This is a genomic window from Albidovulum sp. (assembly GCF_049646345.1).
Taxonomy (GTDB): domain Bacteria; phylum Pseudomonadota; class Alphaproteobacteria; order Rhodobacterales; family Rhodobacteraceae; genus Albidovulum.
Genome location: NZ_JBARVQ010000513.1, coordinates 1 through 14,552 on the forward strand (window position 1 = coordinate 1; position 14,552 = coordinate 14,552).

Genomic DNA, 14,552 nt, shown 5'->3' on the forward strand with positions numbered 1-14,552 from the left:
AAACGAAACAGTTCAGAACGGATGTCTCCCATGACACGGATTCGAATGACCCTCACCGCTATTGCCCTCGGGTTGACCGCTGCCCCTGCTCTGGCCAGCAGTGGCACCATCGACCTGCCGCGCCTTCAGTTTCCGACCGACGGCGCCGACGCAACCCGGGGCTGTCACAGCGTAACCACACCGGTCTGCACCCCGAAAAGTCAGTAAAGTTCCCCTGCCTCATCCCGGCGGGTTCCTCGGGCGGGCTCCGGCCTGCCTCTTTTTTTGGCCGTATCGCGAAAGCGCGCTGATCGTTTGCGGCCGCTATGAGCCGGGCGGCACCCACTCAGAGGTGGTCGGGTGCCGCGCGTCCTGCGCGCCTTTTCTTGGGCATTCGTGCATTTATTGAAAGACCGCAATAGTCCCTAAACCGGACGAGGATCGTCTCGCAATATTGCATTTTTCACCTCCGCGCTTGTCGCCGCCGTCACAGGCGGTCTATCCTGCCCGGCGGGAGGAACCGCATGAACGCAAACGTTGCTGTGGCAACCATCAAACGTGGCCGCAAGTTCGATCAGGTGCTGGAAGGTGCGCGGACCGTGTTTCTGCGGGATGGCTTCGAGGGGGCGAGCGTCGATGACATCGCGGCCGAAGCGGGTGTCTCGAAGGCTACGCTCTATGCCTATTTCCCCGACAAGCGCATGCTGTTCGTCGAGGTCGCCAAGGGCGAATGCCAGCGCCAGGCCGATGAGGCACAAGCCCTCGTTGCGCTGACCGCCCCGCCCGAACTCGTTCTGCCGGTGGCGGCCCGTCGGATCGTCGATTTCTTTCTGACTGACTTTGGCCGCTCAACCTTCCGCATCTGCGTGGCCGAAGCCGAGCGTTTCCCCGAACTCGGGCAGGAATTCTACGCGACCGGGCCGGGTTTGCTGAACGAACGCATTTCCGCCTATCTGACCGGTTCGGTGGAGCGTGGCGAACTGGTGATCGAGGACATCCATCTGGCCGCCGCGCAATTTGCCGAATTGTGCAAGGCCGATATCTTTCCCTGTGTCTGCTTTGGCATAAAACTCGACTACACAAAGGAAGACCGCGAGCGGGTCGCCAACGGCGCGGTGGAAATGTTCCTGGCCCGATACGGGGCGCGGAAGGGCTGATCTCAAACGAAACGCACGCCTTTCGGCTGCGCCCTCAGCCTCGGGTCATGGGATTTCACCAAAACCGGACGGCCCGATAGCACCTCATCGCAGCGGTCCAGCACTTCCCGGTCCAGCCGCTCCATCGCCTCGGCCGTATAGAAGGTCAGATGCGGCAGCATCAGGACATTCGGCAGTGTAAACAGCGGGCTCATCGGATGGCCGGAGAGGCTGAGCGGCTCGGCCGAAAAGACATCAAGCCCGGCTCCGGCGATCTGGCCCCCGGTCAGGGCCGCGACCAGCGCCGCTTCGTCCACCAGCGCACCACGCGAAGAGTTGATGAGGAATGCGGTGGATTTCATCGCGGCGAGTTCACTGGCGCCGATGATGTGGCGGGTTGTGGCGTTCAGCGTGCAATGGAGCGAGACGAAGTCGGACTGCGCCAGCATTTCATGCAGGTCATCGACCTTCTCGACCCCGAAAGCCGCCATGTCATCGGTGCTCATTCCCGGCGTGTACGAGATCACCCTTGCCCGAAAGCCCTGCCCCGCCATCCGCGCGAAACTGCGGCCGATCTTGCCCAGGCCGACGATGCCCACTGTCTTGCCGGCAATGTCCCCACCCATCCAGCGTGCGGTCGGCCAGGCCCAACCCTTTGCCTGCATCTCGCGGTCAAGCGGAACCAGCTTCTTGGCCAGTGCGATCATCAGGGTAAAGGCCCCCTCGGCCACGGTCTCCTCGGCATATTCGGGGATGTTGACGACCGGAATGCCGCGCCGGATCGCCGCCGGAATGTCGATGGCGTCGATACCGACCCCGTATTTCACGATGCCCTTCAATCGCGTCGCGGAAGCGATCACCTGTTCCGTCACGGGCGTGTAGCACATCAAAAGAAGATCGGCATCGGCCAGCTCGGCCGCCAGCCGGTCCTCTGTGACACCGTCCGGCAGCAGCACAAGATCCCCGCGCTTTACCAGCTCGGTGTCAAGCAGCGGCGTTTCCAGCTCGCTATCCGTGCGGACAATCTTCATGACTCCTCCCTCACGCGCAGGCTTTGAAGCAGTGGCGCTGAAAGTCGTGGTACCATGGGCAAACAGGTCGAACCATAGTGGAGGCCGGAATGAAAGATATCGCCCGTTCGGTGCGGGTTACAGGCCGGGTTCAGGGCGTGGCTTATCGGGTCTGGGCGCGATCGCAAGCCGTGGCCCTGGGTCTGCGCGGCTGGATCAGGAACCGCGGCGACGGGTCGATTCTGGCGCTGATCGTCGGGCCGGAGGACGCGGTCAAGGCGATGATCGCCGCGATGAGCGAGGGTCCCGGTGCGGCCCGCGTCACCGATGTCTGGGTGGAAGATGCAGATCCGGGCGATCTGTCCGGAGGATTTGAAATCATACTCTGAGGGCAATTAAGAGGCGCGAAACCGCGCGGGCCGGCCTCAAAGCGCCTTTACTGATCCGGTCGAAGCGATTGCCTTGCCGCAATCGACAGGCGCAAACCCCAAAGCCCCGATGTCGCGCATTGCTGCGTCGCGACCTGGCCTTGCGTTGCGCTGCGCGCCGCGCCGTCAGGCGGCCTCGGCCAGAAGCGCCTTGAGGTCGAGCCGCTCTGTGACCATCGACATACCTCCCTTACTGTCCCGCGGCCAGTCAGCTTCTGGCCGGTCACGGTAAAGCTCGACACCGTTGCCGTCCGGGTCCCTGAGATAGATCGCCTCGCTCACGCCGTGATCCGAAGCGCCGTCAATCGGATAATTGGCCTCGACCAGACGCTTGAAAACGGTCGCGAGCGCGGCCCGGTCGGGATAGAGAAAGGCCGTGTGAAAGAGGCCGGTATGGTGCGGCGCAGGCGGCGTGCCGCCTTTCGACTGCCAGGTGTTCAACCCGATATGGTGGTGATATCCGCCCGCCGACAGGAAGGCGGCATCGACCCCGTAACGCTGCATGACTTCAAATCCGAGCAACCCAGAATAGAAGCCGATGGCGCGATCGAGGTCCGCGACCTTGAGGTGGACATGGCCGACACGGGCGGCGGGCGGTGCGGAATAGGTCATCTGCATCTCCACTGAAAAGCTGGCCCTCAAGGTAGGTCAGATTCATTCCGCACATAAGATGAGATTTTGTAGTCTTCCTGTGCAAAAAAGAAGACCCTCGCATCGCCCGAGGGTCTTCAGAGTGCCGTGGCCCAGGCGGGGGAAGGCGCTGGCCAGCGGCCGCCCGCCGGGTTGGGGATGTCCTGGGGGGGACGCACGGGCAGGCAGCGTCACCGTAGGGACGATTCGATTCAGGACTGTGACAGCCAGATCCGTTTCAGGCCGGGCGCGACCGGATCATGCCCACGATGTCATAGGTCGCATCGAGGATCGGCCGCGCGATGGCGTCGGCCCGGTCAGCACCGTCGCCAAGGATACGGTCAATCTCGGCCGGATCGGCCATCAGCCGTTTCATTTCACCGGCAATCGGCGCGAGCTTGTCCACGGCAACCTCGGCAAGCGCCGGTTTGAACGTGCCGAACCCCTTTCCGGCGAACTCGCCCACCACCGCTTCGGGCGACATGTCGGCAAGTGCGGCGTAGATATTGACGAGGTTCTTTGCCTCGGGCCGGTCCTTCAGCCCGTCTAGCGTCTCGGGCAAAGGCTCGGCATCGGTCCGTGCCTTGCGGAACTTCTGCGCGATCGTGTCGGCGTCATCTGTCAGGTTGATCCGGCTCGCATCCGAAGGATCGGATTTCGACATCTTCTTCGATCCATCACGCAGCGACATGACCCGTGTCGCCGCCCCTTCGATCACCGGTTCGGTAATCGGAAAGAAATCAACGCCGAAATCGTGGTTGAACTTCGTCGCAATGTCGCGCGTCAGTTCCAGATGCTGCTTCTGATCCTCGCCTACGGGCACATGGGTGGCGTGATAAAGGAGGATGTCCGCCGCCATCAACGAAGGATAGGCATAAAGCCCGAGCGAGGCATTCTCTGCGTTCTTCCCGGCCTTGTCCTTGAACTGGGTCATCCGGTTCATCCAGCCGACCCGTGCCACGCAGTTGAAGATCCAGGCAAGCTGCGCATGGCCGGGCACCTGGGACTGGTTGAACAGGATCGAGCGCTTGGGATCGAGGCCAGAGGCGATGTAGCTGGCGGCGAGTTCGCGCGTTGCGTTCTGAAGGTCAGCCGGGTCCTGCCAGACGGTGATCGCATGCAGGTCGACGATGCAATAGACCGTCTCGATACCGCTGTTCTGCATCTCCACAAACCGTTTCACCGCACCAAGGTAGTTGCCCAGTTGCAGGTGGTTCGTCGGCTGGATGCCGGAAAATACACGTGGGGTGAATTTGGACTGCGCCGGGTCGGTCATGACTGTCCCCATAGGTTTGGCTGGAAATTCAAGCCTTGTTCGCGTAACGCAGGGGCGGGGCAGCGTCAACATGGGGAGGGGCAATGCGTCCGGGATACGATGAGCGGCCGGTCAATCCGCTTCCGCGTGTGGTCTGGCTGATCGTGCTGCCTCTGGCCGCGATGGAGGCCTGGATCAATGCCGGCATCCTTGGCCTTGCGGGCGGGCAGGCCGGGATCGGCTGGCGCAATGCGATGGCGCAGCGTTGGGCGCTGGAACCGCAGATGCTGGAGCAGATGTTGCAGGCCGGGCAGATCAACCCCGACTACGCAATGCGTTTCCTGACCTATCCGCTGGTCCATGGCAGCTTCACCCATGCGGTCATGGCAATGGTCTTCATCCTCGCGCTTGGCAAGTTCGTGGGCGAGGTGTTTCGCGGCTGGGCGGTGCTGGCGGTCTTTCTGGCTGCGAGTGTGGCGGGGGGGCTCGTCTATTCGCTCGTGCCCGGCCTGTCGGCTTTCCTCTTCGGCGCCTATCCCGGGGCCTATGGCCTGATCGGGGCTTTCACCTTCATCCTCTGGGCGCGGCTCGGGGCAGAGCATGCGAACCGTGCACGCGCCTTCACGCTGATCGCCTTCCTTCTGGGCATCCAGCTTGTCTTCGGAGCGCTTTTTGGCGGCAAGCCTGACTGGGTCGCCGATCTGGCCGGGTTCGCGGCCGGGTTCGGGCTGTCGTTCATCGTCGCACCGGGCGGGGTGGCCCATCTGATGCGGGTGATCCGTCAGCGCTGACGGGTAAGGCCCGAGCGGAAATCCGAGACCCGGAAGGCACCGAGCACATAGGCGGCAAGCCCATAGACCGCCATTCCGGCCAGAACCAGAAGTGCGAGCGCCCAGTAGCGGTGGCCATGCGTGCTGAGCTGATCGGCCAGCGCGTATTCCAGCCCCCACAGGGCAGCGCCCATCACAAGGGACGCCGCGATGGTGCGAGGCAGACGGGTGCGCAGACGGTCATCAGCGCGCGCGGCCTCGCCCATGTTCCGGGTGCCCCACCAGAGTTGAAAGGTCATCGCCCAACCGGCAAGCGTTGTACCAAGTGCTGCGGCGATGAAGCCGAGGAAGGGGGCAAGCCCAATGGCCAGCCCCGCATTCACCACCATCGACCAGAGCGCGAAGCGGAAGGGCGTCGCGGTATCTTCCCGTGCGAAGTAGAGCGGTTGCAGCACCTTTTGCAGCACAAAGGCCGGGAGCCCCGCGCCGTAGACCGCCAGCGCCAGCGCCGTCGGCGCGGTATCAGTCGCATCGAACGCCCCGCGTTCATAGAGGACCGAGATCAGCGGCACCGGGATCACCATCAGCGCGATGCCTGCAGGCACGGTCAGGAACAAGGCGAACTCGGTCGCGCGCGACATGGCGTAGCGGCTGCCGAACGTATCTTCGGCCTTCAGGCGGCGCGAGAGGTCGGGCAAAAGCACGATACCGATGGCGATGCCCACGACACCGAGCGGAAGCTGATAAAGCCGGTCGGCGTAGGACAGCCAGGCAATCGCGCCGTCAAAGAAACTGCCGACCTGACGGCCGACGAGCAGGTTGATCTGCACCACGCCGCCCGCCATCACTGCCGGTCCGGCAATGATCAGAAGCCGCTTCAGGTCGGGCGTCATCCGGGGCCGCTTCAGCCGTAGGGGAAAGCCCATCCGCGCCGCCGCGATCCAGACGAGCGCCAGTTGCGCAAGCCCCGTGACAGGTGTCGCCCAGGCCATGGTCAGACCCATATCCCAGCCCGCCCAGTCAGCGGTCAGCATCGCCCCGATGAAGATGATGTTGAGAAGAACCGGCGCGCCCGCCGCCGCGATGAACCTGCCGCCCGCATTCAGAAGACCCGAAAGAAGGGCCGTCAGCGAGATGAAGAGGATATAGGGAAAACAGATGCGGCCGTATTCGACCGCCAGAGGCAGCCGTTCGTCGCCCGCAAAGCCGCCCGCCATCGCCAGCACCAGCCACGGCATCGCCACCATCGCGACGAGCGAGACCAGCAAAACGACGAAGGCGAGGCCGGAAAAGGCATCCTCGGCGAAGCCCTTCGGATCCTCACCCGCCTCCAGCTTCTTGGAAAACAAGGGCACGAAGGCGGTGTTAAACGCGCCTTCGGCAAAGAAGCGGCGGAACATGTTCGGCAGGGTGAACGCGACAAGGAACGCCTCGGCCACCGGCCCGGTGCCAAGATAGGCCGCGATCAGCACATCACGGATGAACCCCGCGATACGGCTGAGCAAGGTCCAGGCCCCGACCGTGAGGAAGCCCCGGATCAGACGGATCGGTTTCATTCGCTTCTTGCCCGCTCCGCGCCTTCGGTGATCGCCTGGCGCAGTTTCCTCTCCAGGCTTTCCTGCTTTGATTTGGTCTGCAGTTTCAAGCCGAACATGTCTTTCACGTAGAAAGTATCGACCACCTGCGCCCCATAGGTCGCGATCACGGCGCTGGCGATATAGATGTTATTGGCCGCAAGCGTTCGGGTCAGGTCGTATAAAAGGCCGGGCCTGTCGCGGGTATCGACCTCGACGATCGTGTAGATCTCGGACCCTTCATTGTCGAAGGTGACATGGGTCGGAAACTGGAACTGACGCTCGCGTTTCTTGATCTTGTCGCGATCCTTCAGCGCGTCGCGCGCCACGACTTCGCCCTTCAGGGTTTTCTCGATCATCGCGCGCAGACGTGGCAGGCGGGCGGCCTCATAGGGATGCCCTTCAGCATCCTGCACCCAGAAGACTGCCGTCGCATAACCGTCCTTCGACGTATAGGTGCGCGCGTCGACCACATTGGCACCGACCAGGGCCAGCGCACCTGCAAGACGCGAGAAGATGCCAGGATGATCGGCGAGCGCGAAACAGGCGCGTGTCGCGTCATGATCCGGGTCGGGCTTGATATCGATGCGGATCGCGTCGTCGGGGATGTCGCGCAAGAGCTTGGCAAAGACCCCATGGGTGTCGGTCGAGAGGCCCTGCCAATAGGGGCCGTAGTGGCGCGCGGTTTCCTTGCGGATATCCTTCGCTTCCCAGCCGGTCAGCCGTTCCCGCAGGCCGCGTTTGGCCTCATTCAGCCGCTTGTCGCGGTTGACGGTTTCCAGCCCCGCTTCCAGCGCATCGGTGGTTTCGGCGTAAAGCCTGCGCAGCAGCATGGCCTTCCAGTTGTTCCAGGTATTGGGGCCGACGCCGCGGATGTCGCAGACCGTCAACACTGTCAAAAGGTCGAGCCGCTTGCGCGTCTTCACCACCTTGGCGAAATCCCTGACCGTGCGCGGGTCCGCGATATCGCGTTTCTGCGCCATATCGGACATGAAGAGGTGATAGCGCACCAGCCATTCCACGGTTTCGCATTCCTCGGCATTCAGCCCCAGACGGGGGGCCACCTTGCGGGCTATCTGGGCGCCGAGGATCGAATGATCCTCGGGCCGGCCCTTGCCGATATCGTGCAGAAGAAGGGCGACATAAAGCACACGCCGGTTCACCCCCTCTTCAAGAATAGAAGACGAGAGGGGCAGTTCCTCGATCAACTCCTTGCGTTCGATCTGGGCAAGGGTCGAGATAGTCTGGATCGTATGCTCGTCCACCGTGTAGCTGTGATAGACGTTGAACTGCATCATCGCGACGATGGGTTCAAATTCCGGGATGAAGGCGGACAGCACGCCCAGTTCATTCATCCGGCGCAAAGCGCGTTCGGGATTGCCGTGCTTCAGGAGAAGATCAAGGAATATCCGCGCCGCCTCGCGGTCCTCGCGCATGCCGTCGTCGATCATGTCGAGATGCGCCGTCACCAGCCGCATCGCTTCGGGATGGATCAGCTTGCCGGTGCGCAGTCCTTCCTCAAAGAGCCTGAGAAGGTTCAGCTTGTCTTTCAGAAACGCTTTCTGATCGACGACATTGACCCGCCCCCGATCAACGCGAAAGCCTTCGCGGGTCTTGCGGCGGCTGCGGCGCAGAAGGCCCGCGAGCATCGCCTCTTTCTTGACGTGGCGTTCCTCCAGCGCGGTCAGGAAGACGCGGGTCAGCTCGCCGACATGGGTCGCGTGGCGGAAATAGTCCTGCATGAAATGCTCGACCGCGCGGCGCCCACCCACGTCGCTGTAGCCCATGCGGGCCGCCACTTCGACCTGAAGGTCGAAGGTCAGCTGATCCTGCGCGCGTTTGGCGATCAGGTGCAGATGGCAGCGCACCGCCCAGAGGAAATCCTCGGCCGCCGCGAAGGTCTGGTATTCCTCGCGCGTCAGAAGCCCCTGATCGACCAGTTCAGCCGCCTGCCGCACCGCATGGATGTACTTGCCAATCCAGTAGAGCGTCTGCAGATCGCGCAGGCCGCCCTTACCCTCCTTGACGTTCGGCTCCAGCACGTAACGCTGGCCACCCTGCCGCTTGTGGCGCTCGGCCCGTTCGGCCAGCTTGGCCTCGATGAACTCTGTGCTGGTGCCCTTGAACAGCTCGTTCCTCAGCTTGTCGCGCAGCTTGATGGCCAGGTCGTGATGACCGCAGATGAAGCGGCGCTCCAGCAGGGCGGTGCGGATCGTGTAGTCCTCACGCCCAAGCCGCAGGCAATCCCTCACGGTGCGGCTGGCGTGACCAACCTTCAGCCGCAGGTCCCAAAGGATGTAGAGCATGGATTCAATCACGCTCTCGGCCCAGGCGGTCATCTTGTAGGGGGTGAGGAACAACAGGTCGATGTCGGATTGCGGCGCCATCTCGGCCCGGCCATACCCGCCAACCGCCATCACCGCCAGATGCTCTCCCTCGGTCGGGTTGGCACGGGGGTGCAGAACCTCGCTCACCAGAGTGAAGACCACCTGCACCATGGCATCGGTCAGCGCCGCATGGGCATTGACCGTCGCACGCGCCGCACGCGGATGCGCGGCAAAGTCATCTGCAATGGCTGCAACAACCTCGCGCCGCGCATCGGTCAGCGCCTGAACGATCAGGGCGCGCTGGGCGCGTGTATCCTCAGCCTCGGCAAGACCCGGACGCAGAGCATCCTGGAAATTCCCGGTGTCGAACAGGGGATGTGCGCCGATTTCGGCGGGAACCGCGACAGTCGGCCCGCGATGGGCCGGTTCAGAACCCGGCGCCACTGAAGCTTCTCGGGGCGGATTCGATTACAGCCATCTGCGCGTTGCGGACCTGCGCGATGGCAAGCCCGCGTTCATTGGTGCCGTCAGCACGCAGGCGGAAAATGCCGTTCACGCCGACATATCCAGCGCCCTGGGTAAGCGACGCCGCAGAAAACGCATCCGAACGGCCCTGTTTGGCCAGCGCACCGATTGCCGCGATCCCGTCATAGGCAAGCCCCGCGATCGGATGCGGCACGTCGCCATAGGCAGCGGTATAGCGCGACTGGAATTGGGCCTGAAGCGCCGGATCAGGCAGAGCGAACCAACCGCCCTGAACCCCGGGCATGGCCAGCGTAGCCGTGGGAATGTCCCAGCGGGTGAGGCCAATAAACTGGGTTTCGCTTGCCCGAAGACCGGATTCGGGCAGAAGCTGCGCCAGAAGCGGCAGCGCGCCTGCCGTGTCGGCAGTGAAAAACACCGCATCAGAGGCCGTCGCCTTGGCGGCACCGGCGATCTTCGGGGCGGCATCGATCACACCCTGCTGCGAGAAGGCATAGGTCTCGGCCCCGGTTATCGTGGCGCCGGAGCGTGAAGCAGCGGCTTCGATGGCGCGTTTGCCGAGCGCGCCCGACGGATTCTGGTCATAAACGACCATGATCCGCCCCTTGCCATTGCGCGCGGCATAGGACACCAGCCGGTTGGCAGTGTTCTGAAAGGTGGCCCCGAGCACAAAGACATTGCCACCGGCAATGTCGGTGTTGTTGGAGAACGAGAGGACATTGACGCCTGAGTCGCGCACCGCAAGACCAGCGGCATTGGCGGCCTCGGCATAGACGGGACCGAGGATGATCTTTGCGCCTTCATCGACGGCCTTCTGGGCCATCGCAGCCGAGGTCGCAGGATCGGACCCGGCATTGTAGACACGCAGGTCGACCTGTACGCCCTGAAGATCGGCAATCGCCAGATCGGCCGCCTGTTTCAGATTGCGCGCCAGCACCTCATCGCCCGAATTACCGCTGCCGCCGGGCAGAATCAGCGCCACCTGCACCGGCGCACCGGGGTCAAGCGCGGGCCCGCGGCTGGAAGGGGATGGCACACAGGCAGCAACTGTAAGACTTGCGGCAAGCAAAGCGGCACGGGTCAACGCCTTGCGGCGGCTGGTGAAAACGGCGAACATGGTACGATCCTTGGCTCGGGCACGGGGCAATGGAAACGCAGGCGAGACTAAGCCCTCTCAGGCGCGAAGTAAACGTATCAGCAGGAAGGACGGCGATGAGCGGCCAAAGGCACCCCCTCGGCCCCGGATTGTATTTCATCGCCACGCCGATCGGGGCGGCGCGCGACATCACTTTGCGCGCCCTCGACATTCTGACCAGCGCCGATGTCATTGCGGCCGAGGATACGCGCAGCCTGCGCCATCTGATGGATATTCATGGCGTAGCGCTCGGCGACCGGCCGCTTCTGGCCTATCACGACCATAACGGAGAGCGGGTGCGCCCCCGTATTCTGGCGGCTTTGGCCGAGGGGAAATCGGTGGCCTATGCCTCCGAGGCGGGGACGCCTCTGGTCGCCGATCCGGGCTTTCAGCTTGGCCGCGCGGTGATTGCGGCAGGCCACCAGGTCATCTCGGCCCCCGGCCCTTCGGCGGTTCTGGCGGCACTGACAGTGTCGGGCCTGCCCTCGGACCGGTTCCTGTTCGCTGGGTTTGCGCCGTCGTCCGGGTCGCAGCGGCGGAACTGGCTGAAGGACATGGCGACGATTCCGGCGACGCTCATCCTCTACGAATCGCCAAAACGTCTTCAGGCTTTGTTAACCGACCTTGGCGCAGTCTTCGGGGCAGAGCGGCAGGCGGCGATCTGCCGCGAACTGACCAAGAAGTTCGAAGAGGTCACGCGCGGGACGATTGCGGACCTGATCGCGGCCTACGACGGGCGCTCGGTCAAAGGCGAGGTCGTGGTCGTCATCGACCGGGCGGGGGCGCAGGTCGCCGACCCGGCCGATATCGAGGCCGCGCTGAGGGAGGCGCTGGAATGCCATTCGGTGAAGGATGCGGCGGCGCTGGTGGCCGAGGCGATGGGCCTGCCCCGGCGGCAGGTCTACCAGACAGCGCTGAAACTCGGCGGAAACGGCTGACGGGGGCTATTGCCCATCACGGCGGGCGGGTGGCCGAGGAACAGGTCGAAGCCGTCTATCTGCGTTCGGGGCTGACCGTTGCGGCCCGACGCTGGCGCGGAGCAGCGGGTGAGATTGACCTGATATTGCGCGATGGCGCACAGTTGGTGTTCGTCGAGGTCAAGCGGGCCGAAACACATGCCATCGCCGCGGATCGGGTGTCGGACCGGCAGCGGCAGCGCATCCTCGCCGCAGCGTCGGAATTTGTGGCCACGGAACCCGGTGGGCAGGACAGCGAGATGCGTTTTGACGTGGCTCTGGTCGACGGTCAGGGGCGGATCGAGATCGTCGGGAATGCTCTGGGCCCCTGATCGCGGATTGCATCCGGCGCCCGGCTCGGCCATCAATCGCAACGGTTGAAGCAGAAAGGCCCGGCGCATGTCCCTGAAAGTCGCATTCCAGATGGACCCGATCGAAAGCGTCAATATCGACGCCGATTCGACCTTCCGCATCGCGCTTGAGGCGCAGGCACGGGGGCATGAGCTGTTTTATTACCCGCCGGGGCGGCTCAGCTACCGTGAGGGGCGCGTGCTGGCACGCGGCTGGCCCATCGAGGTCCGGCGCGAGAAGGGCAATCATGTCACGCTGGGGGAGGAAACCGAGGTCGATCTCGGCACGATGGATGTGGTCTGGCTGCGTCAGGATCCGCCCTTTGACATGGGTTATATCACCACGACGCATCTTCTCGATATGATCCACCCGAAGACGCTGGTGGTGAACGACCCTTTCTGGGTGCGGAACTATCCCGAGAAGCTGCTGGTCCTGAGCTTCCCGCATCTGACTCCGCCAACGCTGATCGCGCGCGACCTGGAAACGATCCGCGCGTTCAAGACTGAACATGGCGACATCATCCTGAAGCCACTTTACGGCAATGGCGGCGCGGGGGTTTTCCGGCTGGATCCGAATGACCGCAACCTCGCTTCGCTGCACGAATTGTTCATGGGCATCAACCGCGAGCCGCTGATCGCGCAGAAATACGTGCCCGCAGTGGCGAAGGGCGACAAGCGGATCATCCTTGTCGACGGAGAGCCGGTCGGTGCGATCAACCGTGTGCCTGCAGAGGGTGAAACCCGGTCGAACATGCATGTCGGCGGGCGACCCGAGAAGATCGGTCTGACAGAACGTGACAAGGAAATCTGCGCGGCGATCGGACCGATCCTGCGCGAAAAGGGCCAGATCTTCGTCGGCATCGATGTGATTGGCGAGTGGCTGACCGAGATCAACGTGACCTCGCCCACCGGCATTCAGGAACTTGAGCGCTTTGACGGCACCAATGCTGCGGCGAAAATCTGGGAGGCGATCGAGGCAAAACGGGCGTGACACGAATTTTCTCCGAAAATTCGCCAATTTTTCGGAGAAAAATTGTACCCGTGCGCTGCTATCGTTGGGTCTGGACACTCAGCCGGTAACTGACGGCTTCTGCAACATGCGGTTTGCGCACCCCGTCTGAACTGTCGAGATCGGCGATGGTGCGCGCAACCCGCAGGATGCGGTGATAGCCGCGCGCCGACAGACCGAAGCGTTCGGCCACCTTGGCCAGCAGATCGCGCCCCTCGGCATCGGGGCTTGCCACCTCTTCCAGCAACCGGCCTTCGGCGTCGGCGTTGACACGGATATCGGGGCGGTCGGCAAATCTGGCCGTTTGCCGGTCGCGTGCGGCGGCGACACGGTCGGCGACAGCAGCCGAGGCTTCACCACCATCCGGCAGATCGAGATCAGTATAGGCCACGGGCGGCACCTCAACCCGCAGGTCGATCCGGTCCATCAGGGGCCCCGAGATACGCCCCAGATAATCCTCACCGCATTGTGGCACCCGGGCGCAGGAGCGGGCGGGGTCGGTCAGATAGCCGCATTTGCAGGGGTTTGCGGCCGCGACCAGAAGGAACCGACAGGGATAGCGGATATGGGCATTGGCGCGGGCCACCACGACCTCACCCGTCTCTATCGGCTGGCGCAAGGTTTCAAGCACCGCCCTGGGGAACTCGGGAAACTCGTCGAGAAAGAGGACACCGTTATGCGCCAGGCTGATCTCACCCGGCTTTGCCCCACGCCCACCGCCGACGATGGCGGCCATACTCGCCGTATGATGCGGCTCGCGGAAGGGCCGTATGCGACTGATCCCGCCTTCATCGAGAAGCCCGGACAGCGAATGGATCATCGAGGTTTCCAGCGCCTCAACAGCCGAGAGCGGCGGCAGGATGCCGGGCATCCTTGCGGCCAGCATCGATTTGCCAGAACCGGGCGTGCCGACCATCAACAGATGATGCCGCCCCGCCGCCGCGATCTCCAGCGCCCGCTTGGCGCGTTCCTGCCCTTTCACATCGCTGAGATCGCGGAAGGATTCATCGCGGCTCACCTCGCCCGGCGAAGCAGGCGTGATCGGCGACTGACCAGTATAGTGACGCAGAACATCCGCCAGTGTCCCGGCCGCGATCACGGACGTCGCGCCGACCCAGGCGGCCTCGGGCCCGCAGGCCTTGGGGCAGAGGAGAATTCGTTCCTCCTCAGCCGCCGCCATCGCAGCGGGCAGCGCACCGATCACCGGCACGAGCCGACCGTCGAGCGACAACTCCCCGAGCGCCACCGTCGCCTCGACCTCTTCGCGCGGCAGGATATCGATGGCGGCCAAGAGCGCCAATGCGATAGGCAGGTCGAAATGCGAGCCTTCCTTGGGCAGGTCCGCAGGCGACAGATTCACCGTGATCCGTTTCGAGGGCAGAGCGATCGACATAGCGGTCAGTGCCGCCCGCACCCGGTCGCGCGCCTCGCTGACCGCCTTGTCGGGCAGGCCGACGACGGCGAAGGCGGGCATCCCGGCCGAGACCGAACATTGCACTTCAACGATGCG

At 63.5% G+C, this 14,552-nt stretch carries 14 protein-coding genes; 7 read left to right on the plus strand and 7 right to left on the minus strand.

What is annotated here, in order from left to right; genetic code table 11:
• The coding region (locus WBB85_RS13050; protein WP_432639039.1) for a hypothetical protein at positions 1-207 on the plus strand (207 nt) is incomplete at its 5' end.
• 296 nt (positions 208-503) lie between these two features.
• A complete protein-coding gene (locus tag WBB85_RS13055; RefSeq protein ID WP_432639040.1) occupies positions 504-1,136 on the plus strand; it encodes a TetR/AcrR family transcriptional regulator in 633 nt (210 codons plus the stop codon).
• Positions 1,137-1,138: 2 nt separating this feature from the next.
• Here the strand turns inward: WBB85_RS13055 and WBB85_RS13060 are convergent, their stop codons facing one another.
• Positions 1,139-2,146: a 2-hydroxyacid dehydrogenase gene (locus WBB85_RS13060; protein WP_432639041.1), complete on the minus strand. Its 1,008-nt coding sequence runs from the start codon at positions 2,144-2,146 to the stop codon at positions 1,139-1,141.
• 89 nt (positions 2,147-2,235) lie between these two features.
• On the opposite strand from WBB85_RS13060, the gene WBB85_RS13065 reads away from it, so the two are divergent.
• Positions 2,236-2,514, plus strand: a complete 279-nt coding sequence (locus tag WBB85_RS13065; RefSeq protein WP_432639042.1) for an acylphosphatase — start codon at positions 2,236-2,238, stop codon at positions 2,512-2,514.
• Between the two features lie 165 nt (positions 2,515-2,679).
• Here WBB85_RS13065 and WBB85_RS13070 read toward each other — a convergent pair whose 3' ends face one another.
• Complete coding sequence (locus WBB85_RS13070; protein ID WP_432639043.1) at positions 2,680-3,165, minus strand: VOC family protein; 486 nt, start codon at positions 3,163-3,165, stop codon at positions 2,680-2,682.
• A gap of 256 nt (positions 3,166-3,421) precedes the next feature.
• The gene (gene trpS / locus WBB85_RS13075; protein ID WP_432639044.1) at positions 3,422-4,459 is read right to left on the minus strand and encodes a tryptophan--tRNA ligase; all 1,038 of its coding nucleotides are present in this window, start codon (positions 4,457-4,459) and stop codon (positions 3,422-3,424) included.
• An 83-nt stretch (positions 4,460-4,542) separates the two neighbouring features.
• On the opposite strand from trpS, the gene WBB85_RS13080 reads away from it, so the two are divergent.
• Entirely contained in the window at positions 4,543-5,229 is a 687-nt protein-coding gene (locus WBB85_RS13080) for a rhomboid family intramembrane serine protease (protein WP_432639045.1), read from the plus strand.
• Here WBB85_RS13080 and murJ read toward each other — a convergent pair.
• Genes murJ through WBB85_RS13095 form a run of 3 tightly spaced genes read right to left on the minus strand, consistent with a single transcriptional unit; the run spans position 5,220 to position 10,709 of the window.
• Entirely contained in the window at positions 5,220-6,764 is a 1,545-nt protein-coding gene (murJ, locus tag WBB85_RS13085) for a murein biosynthesis integral membrane protein MurJ (protein ID WP_432639046.1), read from the minus strand. The genes WBB85_RS13080 and murJ overlap by 10 nt on opposite strands.
• Complete coding sequence (locus WBB85_RS13090) at positions 6,761-9,553, minus strand: [protein-PII] uridylyltransferase (protein WP_432639047.1); 2,793 nt, start codon at positions 9,551-9,553, stop codon at positions 6,761-6,763. Before WBB85_RS13090 ends, murJ begins: the two co-directional genes overlap by 4 nt.
• Complete coding sequence (locus WBB85_RS13095; protein ID WP_432639048.1) at positions 9,537-10,709, minus strand: penicillin-binding protein activator; 1,173 nt, start codon at positions 10,707-10,709, stop codon at positions 9,537-9,539. The genes WBB85_RS13090 and WBB85_RS13095 overlap by 17 nt, the downstream gene beginning before the upstream one ends.
• Before the next feature lie 95 nt (positions 10,710-10,804).
• On the opposite strand from WBB85_RS13095, the gene rsmI reads away from it, so the two are divergent.
• From rsmI to gshB, 3 genes are all read left to right on the plus strand, one after another.
• Positions 10,805-11,665 carry a 16S rRNA (cytidine(1402)-2'-O)-methyltransferase gene (rsmI, locus tag WBB85_RS13100; protein WP_432639049.1) on the plus strand — a complete coding sequence of 287 codons (861 nt, stop codon included), beginning with the start codon at positions 10,805-10,807 and terminating at the stop codon, positions 11,663-11,665.
• Between the two features lie 29 nt (positions 11,666-11,694).
• Entirely contained in the window at positions 11,695-12,015 is a 321-nt protein-coding gene (locus tag WBB85_RS13105) for a YraN family protein (RefSeq protein ID WP_432639050.1), read from the plus strand.
• 67 nt (positions 12,016-12,082) lie between these two features.
• Complete coding sequence (gene gshB / locus WBB85_RS13110) at positions 12,083-13,024, plus strand: glutathione synthase (protein WP_432639051.1); 942 nt, start codon at positions 12,083-12,085, stop codon at positions 13,022-13,024.
• A 58-nt stretch (positions 13,025-13,082) separates the two neighbouring features.
• On the opposite strand, the gene WBB85_RS13115 is transcribed toward gshB, so the two are convergent.
• A partial coding sequence (locus WBB85_RS13115) for a YifB family Mg chelatase-like AAA ATPase (protein WP_432639052.1) occupies positions 13,083-14,552 on the minus strand: 1,470 nt, incomplete at its 5' end.

Excerpts from the sequence above, each read along its gene's own strand:
- WBB85_RS13095 (WP_432639048.1), bottom strand. The coding sequence starts at position 10,709 with ATGTTCGCCGTTTTCACCAGCCGCCGCAAGGCGTTGACCCGTGCCGCT.
- WBB85_RS13055 (WP_432639040.1), top strand. The coding sequence starts at position 504 with ATGAACGCAAACGTTGCTGTGGCAACCATCAAACGTGGCCGCAAGTTC.
- gshB (WP_432639051.1), top strand. The coding sequence starts at position 12,083 with ATGTCCCTGAAAGTCGCATTCCAGATGGACCCGATCGAAAGCGTCAAT.
- murJ (WP_432639046.1), bottom strand. The coding sequence starts at position 6,764 with ATGAAACCGATCCGTCTGATCCGGGGCTTCCTCACGGTCGGGGCCTGG.
- WBB85_RS13070 (WP_432639043.1), bottom strand. The coding sequence starts at position 3,165 with ATGACCTATTCCGCACCGCCCGCCGCCCGTGTCGGCCATGTCCACCTC.
- WBB85_RS13065 (WP_432639042.1), top strand. The coding sequence starts at position 2,236 with ATGAAAGATATCGCCCGTTCGGTGCGGGTTACAGGCCGGGTTCAGGGC.
- rsmI (WP_432639049.1), top strand. The coding sequence starts at position 10,805 with ATGAGCGGCCAAAGGCACCCCCTCGGCCCCGGATTGTATTTCATCGCC.
- trpS (WP_432639044.1), bottom strand. The coding sequence starts at position 4,459 with ATGACCGACCCGGCGCAGTCCAAATTCACCCCACGTGTATTTTCCGGC.
- WBB85_RS13080 (WP_432639045.1), top strand. The coding sequence starts at position 4,543 with ATGCGTCCGGGATACGATGAGCGGCCGGTCAATCCGCTTCCGCGTGTG.
- WBB85_RS13060 (WP_432639041.1), bottom strand. The coding sequence starts at position 2,146 with ATGAAGATTGTCCGCACGGATAGCGAGCTGGAAACGCCGCTGCTTGAC.